The following is a 10,551-nucleotide window of genomic DNA, read 5'->3' as shown; positions in this document are numbered from 1 at the left end:
GATGGCAAAAGAGTCAGATCACGGAGAAGGGAAAAGGTTCAAAAAAATCCCCAAGCGATGCTTGGGGATTTGTGTATAAGAGACAGGCCGTTATCCCCCTTGGCATCAACGCCAGCGTGGTCAATCCGGCCACCGGCGAGCTCTCCATCCGCATCAGCGGTCTGGATGGGGCGCAGGTGCAGGACGAGCATGGCCAGAGCGTCGGTCATGCCGATGGCAATGGCGACTGGCTGATCCCGGCCGATCACTCGGTTCCGCTCTACTTCAGCGGTTTTGGCGACGGTGACCATGTGCTGGGGATAACTGCCGAGTCGAGTGTCGGCGGTTCAACCGTCAGCACGCCCCTCGAGACCATCACGGTGCACAGCCAGAGTGGTCATGAGCTGGTCGGCTCCGATCAGGGGGATTGGCTGCTTGGCTCCTCAGGTGACGACAGGATCCTGGGCGGCCAGGGGGACGACGTGCTCCGGGGTGGTCAGGGCCACGACATCCTCACCGGCGGCGCGGGCAGCGATCTATTCGTCTGGCAGCACGGGGATGAGGGCAGTCAGGGGCAGCCAGTGGTCGATACCATCAACGACTTCCACCCGGAGCAGGGGGACAAGATCGATCTGGCCGATATGCTGCAAGGGGTAAGCGGCAACCATGTCGATGATCTGCTCAATCACCTCTTCGCCTCGGTGAGCACGGGGAGCAATGGCTTGAGCGATGTGAACCTGTCGGTATCCCCGGCGGGAGATGGTCAGGTGACCCAGCAGATCACCCTGAAAGATGTGGACCTGACCCGCTGGAATCTGGCCAGCACCTCGTCCCAAGATATCCTGCAGAGCATGCTGGAAGATCAGCATAGCCTGATCATCCAGTACCCCTGATAGCGGGTGTGAAGCGTAACAAAGAAGAGCCGGCAGTTGCCGGCTCTTTGTTTCTGCGTGGATTGTTTTTATGCGGCCGCAAGGGCCGGGGGATTCAGGCCAGCGCCTGGGCCAGCAGGTGGATCGGATGTTCACAGCGGAAGCTGGTGCTCATCTCAATCTGCCATTTGCAGGTTTCGCAATCGGTGATCACCAGATCGGGGGAGAGGCGGTTGATCTGATCAAACAGCCCTTCGCCGATGGTCTGGCTGGTTTCGTAGTTCTCCGACTTGAAGCCGTAGGTACCGGCGATGCCGCAGCACTGGGACTCCAGCACTGTCACCTTGACCCCGGGAATCGCGCGCAGCAATTCGAGGGTATAGATGACGCCCCCCATCTTCTCCATGTGGCAGGGAGTGTGGTAGGCGATGTGCAGATTGAGCGGCTTCATCGCCGGTTTGTTGCCCTTGTAGAACTCGTTCCACAGGAAGCGGGTCACCAGTGAGATGCGATCCCGCACTTTGTGGTTGTCCTGCTCCAGCAGGTGGGGGTATTCGTCCCGCAGGGTGAAGCCGCAGGTGGAGGAGGTGGCCAGCAGTGGCATCTCGTTGCCGAGCAGGGAGTTTTCCATCTGCTTGATGTTGAAGGCCGCCTGCTGCTTGGCCTTGTCCATGAAGCCGTTGGCAATCAGCGGTACGCCACAGCACTTCTCCCGCTCCAGCAACTGCACGCCGATGTTCATGGCGTTGAGCACCTGCACCAACTCCTTGCCGAGCTGCGGGTGGTTGTAGTTGACGTAGCAGCCGTGGAAATAGGCGATTTGGCGCTCATAACGAGTCTGAGCTTCTTTTTGCTTCTTGTACCAGCCGCGGAAGGTGCCCTGGGAGTATTTGGGCAGGTCGCGGTGGGAGGAGACCCCCAGCGCCTTGTCCAGCACCAGCTTCATCGGCTTGAGGCCGGTGGTGAAGTTGACCACCGGCGCCATCAGGGTAGACATGCTGCCCATCAGATCGGTGTGGGAGAGCACGAACTCGCGGATCCCCGGTTTGAAGCCGCTGTATTGGTGTTTGGCCTTGGCGATGATGTCGCCGATGCGCACTCCGCTCGGGCAGGCCACTTCACAGCGCTTGCAGTTGGTACAGTGCTTGAGGGCGCTGTCAAACAGCTCCGGGCTCTTGATCCGCAGCCGCTCGCCATCCGGACCCGCCTGCTTCGGGCCGGGGTAGGCCGGGTTAGCCTTGGCCACCGGGCAGTAGGCGGTACAGACGGTGCATTTGATGCACTGATCAAAAGTTTGGTTGGCGTGATCCAGTAGCATGTCAGTTCTCCTCCCGTAGGGTGTGAAGGCACGGGATATGGGACAAAATCATCATTGGGCTGAACTCAAAATATGGCCAGCGGCCTGCCAGCCGGTGGCAACGGCAACACCGGAGCCGGAACCTTCTCTATTTGATTGGGCATCGTAATGGGCCAGTACGCGGCGTTGTTCAAATGGAAATGTGTGGTGCATCTTAACCCTCCGCCAGAATATGGCCGGCGGCCTGCCAGCCGGTGGCAACGGCAACACCGGATCCTGAGCCCTCCTTGATGGGGTCATAGTGCGCCAGCACGCTGCCCGCGCCATAGAGGTTGGCGAGTGGCTTGCCGCCGCGCAGCACCCGCAGCTTGTCGTCGGTCTTGACCCCGAAGCCCATAAAGGGGTGGTGATCGAACAGGCGGCGGCCGGCCCAGGCGTCACGCTCCTCCAGACTCAACACATCGGCATCGAAGATGGGTTCGCGAATGCCGCGCAGGCGGGACTCCAGCCCACGGCTGAAGAAGCTGCCGGAGGCGAGCACGAAGTTGTCCGCTTCAAACAGCTGATCATCGCCATTTTGGCTGTGTACGCCGATGACCCGGTCACCTTCGTAACGGGCGCCCAGCACCCGCTCGCTGGTGAGGAAGGTGCCGCCAAGGGTCATAAAGCGGCGCTTGAGCGCCTCCTGCATCCGCATCCCGATCAGCGACGGCGGCATGGTGGCCACTTCCTTGATGGTGCAGCCGGTGCGCTGCTCCAGCTCCGCCAGACGCGGGCCAACCAGCCCCAGCGAGAGGCATGCGGGCAGCACGATATGGCGGCAGCCAGGTTCGCCACACTCCAGTACCATGCGGCTGATCTCGCGGGCCAGATCGGCCACCAGATGATGCTTGTCACAGAGGCGCGCGATGTCGGCGGAGCGAAACTCGTGGGGGTTGCGGCTGAATTCGGCCAGCTGGGGCAGGCGGATCTCGCCGGTCAGAATTCGGCAGTGGGCAAAACGGGGATGGGTCGCCAGATTGGCGGCCGCCAGTGCCGGATGAAAGTCGCGAAAGCCCTCGAGGGTGGCCAGCAACAGGCTATCCGGAATGGGGGCATCGGTGACGCAGGCGCAGGTATCGGGGGAGAGCCAGGTGCGCTTGAGGGTACCGATGGGCGTCAGACGCTCATGGTTGGTCTCGTGGCGCACCAGCGGCAACCCCTGCTCGGCGCAGTGGCGCTGCAGATCGGCCAGGCTCGCCTCGATATTCTGCATGCCGACTTTGCTGTAGGGGTGATCCGGATGGGCTGCCATAAAGGCAGGCAGCGCTGCGCGGGGATCCCCCTCGCTTTCGAGCAGATCGATCGAGCCGGAGGAGAAGTGCAGCGCACTCTGGCCGGAGGCCATCAGCAGGGTCTTTTGGCCCGCCTCCACCAACCGCAGGGCGGCCGAGAGTCCCGCCATGCCACCGCCGATAACGATATTGTCAAACTTCATGACGGCTCTCCTTGTTAGTGGTCTCGCTGGTTGGGTCGCGTGGGGTATCTGCAACCAGTTGCGGCGCCGTCCACTCCCCCAGGCCAAACAGCCCTTCGTAGATCCAGTAGGTGAACTCGGCCTCGCGCAGGGCATCGCCCCACAGGACGGGGCGGGTCCCCTTGTAACGCTCCTCCAGGAACTGGCGCAGCATGACGCAGGCCTGACGACCGTCAGCCTTGCCATACTCCTGCATCAGACCGGCGGCGCGGTAGGCGCACAGCTCGCCCTGACAGGGGCCCATTCCCAGACGGGTGCGGCGGCGCAGGTCGATGAGGTTGTCCACATCCAGCTCGCGCAGGGCGTATTCGATTTCGCCCGCGGTGACCATTTCGCACTCGCAGATGAGGGCGTTGGCCTTGGGATTATCACGGAAGAAGGCGATAACCCGCTCGCCGTGGCGGTATTGGGCTGAGCCTTCGACCGGTACAGATAGACCGGGAGCGGAGACCTTTTCCGGATCCCGCGAGCCAGGCAGGCTCAGTGTGGCGGTCTGGCAGGGCGTGCTGTTACCGAGCTTCTTGGCCAGCAGATCGGTGGCCCATTCGGCCATCAGGCGGTAGGTCATCAGCTTGCCGCCGGTGATGGTGTTGAAGCCCTTGAGGCCATCGCGCTCGGCGTGATCGAGCAGCACGATGCCGCGACTGATGTTGCGGCCGGTGTCGTCACCGTCCACCGCCACCAGCGGGCGTACCCCGGCGTAGGCGCGCAGCAGACGGGTGCGGGCCATAATGGGAGCGAGCTTGATCCCCTCGCGCAGCAGCACCTCGACCTCTTCTGGTTCGACGGTGAGTTGGTCAATCTTGTTGTAATCGATACGACTCGACGTGGTACCGATCAGGGAGATGGTATCGCCCGGCACAAGAATGTCCGCATCTGCAGGTTTGCGGGCGCGGTTGAGCACCAGCTGGTTGATACGGTAATCCATGATGAGCAGGGAGCCCTTGGCCGGGAACATGCGGATGCCGAGATCGGCATATTCGCAAATTTGCTGGCCCCAGATGCCGGCGGCGTTGATCACCTCCTGACACTCCACCTCGAACGCTTCGCCGGTGCGGGTGTTGATCGCTTTGACCCCGTGCACCCGATCCTGGGTGCGCAGCAGCCCCAACACCTTGCTGTGGGTGAAGATGCGGGCGCCGTGCTCCTTGGCATCCAGCACGTTTGCGGCGGCGAGGCGGAACGGATCGACCGTGCCGTCCGGCACATGGATGGCGCCGATCATCGCCGGGTTGGCGTTGGGCTCGAGCAGCATGGCTTCGCGGGGATCAAGCTGACGGGTGTCGATACCGGCCAGGGCGCAGGCATCCATAAAAGTGCGTTGGAAATTGATGTCATCTTCCGGCAGGGTGAGGAAGAGGCCGCCCGTGTCTTCGACACAGTGGCTGGCAATCCGCTTGAGGATGCGGTTTTCCTGGATGCATTCGCGGGCAGACTCCTGATCCGTCACCGCGTAGCGGGCTCCGGAGTGGAGCAGGCCGTGGTTGCGGCCGGTGGTGCCAGCGGCGATATCATCGCGCTCGAGCAGGATGCAGTCGATGCCGCGCAGTGCGCAATCGCGCATGATGCCGGCCCCTGTGGCACCGCCGCCTATGATGACGACTTGTGTAGTTATTCTTTTCATTGTTGCCCGTCTCATCTCTTCCAGATGAGGCCAGTGTGGCCTACTTCTGAGTGGAAATGTTTGATATGGGCCAAATTTGCGTTCGCAAACGCTCATTTTTGCGCGCGTTAATGAGCATTATGTGACATTTGTCACGCTTGTTATCGCATCGATTTGTCGGCTGCTGGCGAATGACAGGCACAAGAAAGGGGCATCGGATGCCCCTTGTCACTGTTTGACGAGTCTGGTGGGGGGGCACGTCAGCCGCAGCACTTCTTGTGCTTTTTGCCGCTGCCACAGGGGCAGGGATCGTTGCGTCCCGCCTTGAGGGGAGCCGGATCCTGCTCTCCCTCGGTGTAGACCCAGCGTCCCTGATAACGCACGAAGCGGGAACGTTCATGGAGGCAGTGACGCTCATCCCCCTCCAGAAACCAGGCTTTGAACTCCACCATCCCGGTGTCATCCTGCGGGCCGCCCTGGCTGGCGATGATCTCGAGACCGTCCCAGCGGGTGTCGCTGCGAGAGAGCTCTTCGGCAGTGAGACCGTGAAGGTGAGCCGGATGCCAGCTATGGACCAGATACTCCCCCAGCCCGAGCACGAAGGCGCTGTAGCGTGAGCGCATCAGCTGCTCCGGGGTGTCAGCCACCGCGCCACTGTGGCGTGAGCCACAGCACAATTCGAGAGAAAGGGTTGAGCCGCAAGGACAAAGATTCATGATTTTCACGTTCTGGCCGATTTGTTTAAGGGGAGTGTAACGAAAGCTGGGCTCACCCTGCCAGCACCTATACTGATGAGAAAGCAAGGAATGCCAATAAAAACAACTGCAAGGATGTGAAAGATGACGGTGACTGCTCCCCGCCGCAAGCGGCGAGGCTTCCCACTTCTTAGGCCGCTACCGTCAGATTGACGGATTTACGCTGGCCTCCATGGGCAGAAACGGCGAGCCCCGCCGCTTTTAATTCCAATATTCCTTGCTGTCGAATGTTCATGGCCGCGTTGATGTCGCGGTCATGCTCTGCCCCACACGCTGGACATACCCACTGTCGTTGATGAAGTGGCATCTCCGGCATCTTGTAGCCGCACTCACTACATGGTTTAGAGCTGGCGAACCACTGATCGAGTTTGATTCGGTGGCGGCCCGCCGCTTGGGCTTTGTACTCCAGCCTCATGATAAAACCATGCCAGCCAGCATCGCCAATGGCGCGGGCCAGCTTGTGGTTTTTCATCATATTGGTTGTTTTAAGCGTCTCCACGATGATCGCTTGGTTATCGTCAACTATCGTGCGAGAGAGTTTGTGCTGAAAATCAGCGCGAGCATTGGCTACCCGCTCGTGCAGGGCGGCCAGCTGTAATTTGGCCTTACTACGATTGGCACTGCCTTCTGTCTTGCGAGACAGTGCTTTTTGCTTTCGCCGCAGATTGCGACTGGCGTTGATAAGATGGCGCGGGTTGGCCATCTTTTTGCCACTCGACGCAATGAGGTAGTGGGACAGCCCCATATCATAGCCTGTCACCGCTGTGATGAGGGAGGGCTTGGCGGGAGCCTCACGGCCATCATCGCAAAGGATGGAGGCATAGTATTTCTCTGTCGGGCCACGGCTGACCGTGATGCTGGAGACCACGCCGATAATATCTCGGTGAATGACAGCTCGGATGGGCGTCATCTTCGGTAACAGGATGGCATCAGCCAGCACTTTGCCATTGGGGTGGTAGCTCGATTGCCTGCCTCTCTTGCTCTTGAAGGTGGGCATCCTGGCCTTGAGCTTGGGGTTGAAAAAATTGGCGAATGCCTTATCCAGGTTGATCACCGCCTGCTGTAAGGCTTGTGAATCGTACTCTTTCAGCCAGCTGTATTTGCGCGATTTTTTTGCCACGGCGAGCAGGGGTTTCAAGTCGCGTTTGGGTTTCAGTGAAACCCCGTGGCGCTGGAGCATGTGCCGCTGAATATGAAGGGCTTTGTTGTACGCGAACCGCACCGCGCCGAACTGGGCATTGAGGAATGCCGCTTGTTCCCCGGTGGGGTAAATGCGTACTTTTGTGGCTCTTTTCATGATTAAAAACACAGGCTGTATATAAGCACAGTTATAGCGCGTGCCAGTGAAATCAACAACCGCTGCGGACGTGCGGCAGGCGCGACTGTCGAGACACTGAAGACATAGGCGGGCTCGCAAACGCATCAGATTATCTCCCCTAATATCCCCGCCCGATTGGGCTAGGGTTTACGGGGCATCTGCTAAAGCAGAAAATCCTGTTACTGGGAGCAGTCCCCGTGCTGTTGATGGCCCTGGTGGTCAATCTCAGTAACTACATGGTCTCCAAGCGCGATCTGGAGTCTGATCTGGTGGTGGCGAGGGAAAATGCCATCAAGGAGCGTAAAGCGCTGCTCAGCAGTTACATCATGATGGCCAAAACCGCCATCGATGCCGTGTATGCCCTGCCGGATTCACCGGAGAATCGTCAAAAGGTCAAAGAGTTGCTCAGGCCGCTGCGTTATAGCAGTGACGGCTACTTCTTTGTCTATGACTTCGAGGGCAACACCATCTTGTTGCCTGTACGCGCTGAGCTGGAGGGGAAAAACCGCTGGAACGACAAGGATGCCAAGGGCAAGTTGCTGATCCAGGAGATCCTCAAGTCGGCCCGTCAGGGGGATGGCTTTACCGAATACTGGACGGCCAAGCCCTCCATCGGTCGCGATGCCCCCAAGCTGGCCTTTACTCTGGTGCTGGACAAATACCAGTGGGCCATTGGTACCGGTTTTTATATCGATGATATCGACAACGAGCTGGTGGCCCTGCGGGCCGAGCGCGAGAGCAACATGCATGCCTCGCTGCAGAGCAGTGTGCTGGTGATCCTGGTGATCCTTGGTATTACCCTGGCGGCAACTGTCATGGTGGGCAACCGGGTTACCAAACCGCTGGCGGATGCGGTGTCGGCGCTCAATGACATTGCCGACGGGGAGGGGGATCTGACCCAGCGCCTCAAGATGCAAAGCCAGGATGAGATTGGCCAACTGGCCAGCGCGTTCAACCGCTTTGTCGAGCGGATCCAGTCGGTGGTGAGTCAGGTGGGCGAGACCAGCACCCACCTCTTCAGCGCAGTCGACAAGCTGCACCATCTGAGCGTGCACTATGACCATCAGATGCAGGGCCACAGTCGCGAGACCGATCAGGTGGTCACCGCGGTGACCGAGATGAGCTCCACCGCCCAGGAGGTGGCGGCCAGTGCCTCCAATGCCGCGACGGCAACCAGCGATGCGGCCCGTGAATCGGACGCTGCCCGTGGCGTGGTGAGCGGGGCCATCAACAGTATCAACCGGCTGGTGGGGGAGGTGCATACCGCCTCCGGCGTTATCGAGCAGTTGGCGCAAGAGACCGCCAAGATTGGATCCGTGGTGGAGGTCATTCGCGGCATTGCCGAGCAGACCAACCTGCTGGCGCTGAACGCCGCCATCGAGGCGGCCCGGGCCGGTGAACAGGGGCGCGGCTTTGCGGTGGTGGCGGACGAAGTGCGTTCGCTGGCCGGTCGTACCCAGCAGAGCACCAAAGAGATCAACGAGATGCTGCAGCGGCTGCAGGGCGGCGTCAAACAGGCGGTGGAGGTGATGCAAGCGAGCGAAGAGCGCAGCCAGGAGACGGTGCAGGAGGCGAGCCACATCGCCAGCTCCCTCGACAGCATGGTGATGGCGGTCAGTACCATCAACGACATGAATATCCAGATCGCCACCGCCGCCGAAGAGCAACATGCGGTCTCGGAGGAGATCAACAAGAACCTGGTGGCTATTCAGCAGATTGTCAGTGAGCTGACCAGTGCGGCAGTGGAGTCCAACAGTACCACCCGCGATCTGGCCAGTACCGGCGACAAATTGCGCAAACTGGTGGCGCAATTCCGTTATTGATCCTGCCAGGGTCCGTGACGGCAACCACAAGATGCGGTTTGAACCCCGGTTCAAGCCGCACTTTATTTGGGGATTGCCCAATAATGTGTGAAAATCGGCGGCTTCTGTTTCAGCCCTTAATCCATAGCCTATGAATGAGATCGTGAAAGGCAGTATCGACTTGATCCGGCAGCTCAACTACGGCCTGGTCTATGCCAGCCTGGAAGAGCACAAGGAGCTGTCGCGCACCGATCTCTCCCGCCTGACCGGCCTCTCGCCGGCCAGCATCACCAAGATCACCCGTGAACTGCTCGATGGCGGTCTGGTGGTCACCTGTGGTGAAAGTTCGGTGGGGCGCGGCCGTCGTCAGACCCTGCTGCGCATCAACGAGCGCCGCTTCCAGTTTCTCTCCATGCGTCTTGGCCGTGGCTACGTGGATATGGCGCTGTTTGACTTCTCAGGTCGTTCGCTGGCCCGCCAGCGCCACCTCTTTACCGAGGAGGAGCGCGCCGATCTGTTGGGCAGTCTGGTGCACGCCATCAAGGTGTTTTTGCCGAAAAAGTCCCTCAGTCTGGCCTGTATTGCCCTCTGTCTGCCGGGTCAGGTAGAGCGCCACTCCGGCATGGTCAAGCACTTCCCCTTCTACGATCTGCGCAACTGGCCCCTTGGCCCGACTCTGCAACAGGCGTTCTCGGTACCTGTGCTGGTGAGCGGTGACGTGCGCACCTGGATCCAGGCCGAGCGGGAGTGGGGGGCTGCCAAAAATTGCGCCGATGCGGTGCTGGTGTTTGTTCACAACGACATCGGGGTTGGCATGGTGGTCAACGGCCAGCTCATCGAGAGCGAAAACGCGCTGCTCGGCGATCTCAGTCACCTGCAGCTCGAACCCTATGGCCAGCGCTGCTATTGCGGCGGCTTTGGCTGCGCCTGCACCCTGGTGACCAATCAGGCGCTGGAGGCGCAATACCGGGATCTGCGCGAGCGGATGCAGGAGCACGACTTGCCCGAGAGCGTCACCATCCGCGAGCTGTGCGAGCTGGCGCTGGCGGGCAACAGCCTCTGTCAGGATATTCTCCATCAGGCGGCGGGCCGCCTCTCAAAGGTACTCTCCAACCTCATCTGCCTGCTCAATCCGGGCAAGCTGCTGCTGGGGGGCGAGATCACCCGTGCCGATCGGCTGCTGTTCCCCATGCTGCACCAGTCGCTGGCCAGCCAGTTGCCCGCCGAATATCTGGTGCGGCTGCAAATTGAATCCACCCACTTCTACGAAGATCCCACCAAGCCCACTTCGGTGCAGGTGCACAAGGCACTGCGCGATGGCAGCCTGTTGCTGGCGCTGCTGCGCAGCTCTCAGGCGTCGTAAGGCAAGAGGGGTTGGCTCGGCGTCTGGCGAAAGGGGCAGGGATTGC

Annotated in this window: 9 protein-coding genes; 3 read left to right on the top strand and 6 right to left on the bottom strand. The window is 60.4% G+C overall.

The window, feature by feature from the left end; translation table 11 throughout:
- Positions 1 to 71: 71 nt before the first annotated feature.
- Positions 72 to 872, top strand: coding sequence for a type I secretion C-terminal target domain-containing protein (locus NMD14_11265; protein ID XEI31380.1), 801 nt, complete (start codon positions 72 to 74; stop codon positions 870 to 872).
- Between the two features lie 94 nt (positions 873 to 966).
- On the opposite strand, the gene glpC is transcribed toward NMD14_11265, so the two are convergent.
- The 6 genes from glpC to NMD14_11235 all read right to left on the bottom strand — a co-directional run bounded on the left by glpC (position 967) and on the right by NMD14_11235 (position 7,319).
- Complete coding sequence (glpC, locus tag NMD14_11260) at positions 967 to 2,169, bottom strand: anaerobic glycerol-3-phosphate dehydrogenase subunit GlpC (protein XEI31379.1); 1,203 nt, start codon at positions 2,167 to 2,169, stop codon at positions 967 to 969.
- Positions 2,170 to 2,220: 51 nt separating this feature from the next.
- A complete protein-coding gene (locus NMD14_11255) occupies positions 2,221 to 2,361 on the bottom strand; it encodes a hypothetical protein (protein XEI31378.1) in 141 nt (46 codons plus the stop codon).
- A 1-nt stretch (position 2,362) separates the two neighbouring features.
- Positions 2,363 to 3,625: a glycerol-3-phosphate dehydrogenase subunit GlpB gene (gene glpB / locus NMD14_11250; protein XEI31377.1), complete on the bottom strand. Its 1,263-nt coding sequence runs from the start codon at positions 3,623 to 3,625 to the stop codon at positions 2,363 to 2,365.
- Positions 3,615 to 5,288 carry an anaerobic glycerol-3-phosphate dehydrogenase subunit A gene (gene glpA, locus NMD14_11245; GenBank protein ID XEI31376.1) on the bottom strand — a complete coding sequence of 558 codons (1,674 nt, stop codon included), beginning with the start codon at positions 5,286 to 5,288 and terminating at the stop codon, positions 3,615 to 3,617. Before glpA ends, glpB begins: the two co-directional genes overlap by 11 nt.
- A 239-nt stretch (positions 5,289 to 5,527) precedes the next feature.
- The gene (locus NMD14_11240; GenBank protein XEI31375.1) at positions 5,528 to 5,983 is read right to left on the bottom strand and encodes a YchJ family protein; all 456 of its coding nucleotides are present in this window, start codon (positions 5,981 to 5,983) and stop codon (positions 5,528 to 5,530) included.
- A 169-nt stretch (positions 5,984 to 6,152) separates the two neighbouring features.
- The gene (locus tag NMD14_11235) at positions 6,153 to 7,319 is read right to left on the bottom strand and encodes a transposase (protein ID XEI31374.1); all 1,167 of its coding nucleotides are present in this window, start codon (positions 7,317 to 7,319) and stop codon (positions 6,153 to 6,155) included.
- 227 nt (positions 7,320 to 7,546) lie between these two features.
- On the opposite strand from NMD14_11235, the gene NMD14_11230 reads away from it, so the two are divergent.
- Positions 7,547 to 9,163 carry a methyl-accepting chemotaxis protein gene (locus NMD14_11230; GenBank protein ID XEI34749.1) on the top strand — a complete coding sequence of 539 codons (1,617 nt, stop codon included), beginning with the start codon at positions 7,547 to 7,549 and terminating at the stop codon, positions 9,161 to 9,163.
- 130 nt (positions 9,164 to 9,293) lie between these two features.
- A complete protein-coding gene (locus NMD14_11225; protein ID XEI31373.1) occupies positions 9,294 to 10,505 on the top strand; it encodes an ROK family protein in 1,212 nt (403 codons plus the stop codon).
- Positions 10,506 to 10,551: the final 46 nt, after the last annotated feature.

It is taken from the genome of Aeromonas veronii, from assembly GCA_041319085.1.
In the GTDB taxonomy this organism is placed as follows: Bacteria; Pseudomonadota; Gammaproteobacteria; order Enterobacterales; family Aeromonadaceae; genus Aeromonas; species Aeromonas veronii_F.
The sequence above is the reverse complement of the archived record's forward strand: the minus strand, read 5'-3'. Positions and strand labels throughout refer to the sequence as shown.

Bases quoted from the DNA above. Each gene is read 5' to 3' on its own strand.
- glpC (XEI31379.1), bottom strand. From the start codon at position 2,169: ATGCTACTGGATCACGCCAACCAAACTTTTGATCAGTGCATCAAATGC.
- NMD14_11255 (XEI31378.1), bottom strand. From the start codon at position 2,361: ATGCACCACACATTTCCATTTGAACAACGCCGCGTACTGGCCCATTAC.
- glpB (XEI31377.1), bottom strand. From the start codon at position 3,625: ATGAAGTTTGACAATATCGTTATCGGCGGTGGCATGGCGGGACTCTCG.
- glpA (XEI31376.1), bottom strand. From the start codon at position 5,288: ATGAAAAGAATAACTACACAAGTCGTCATCATAGGCGGCGGTGCCACA.
- NMD14_11240 (XEI31375.1), bottom strand. From the start codon at position 5,983: ATGAATCTTTGTCCTTGCGGCTCAACCCTTTCTCTCGAATTGTGCTGT.
- NMD14_11235 (XEI31374.1), bottom strand. From the start codon at position 7,319: ATGAAAAGAGCCACAAAAGTACGCATTTACCCCACCGGGGAACAAGCG.
- NMD14_11230 (XEI34749.1), top strand. From the start codon at position 7,547: ATGGCCCTGGTGGTCAATCTCAGTAACTACATGGTCTCCAAGCGCGAT.
- NMD14_11225 (XEI31373.1), top strand. From the start codon at position 9,294: ATGAATGAGATCGTGAAAGGCAGTATCGACTTGATCCGGCAGCTCAAC.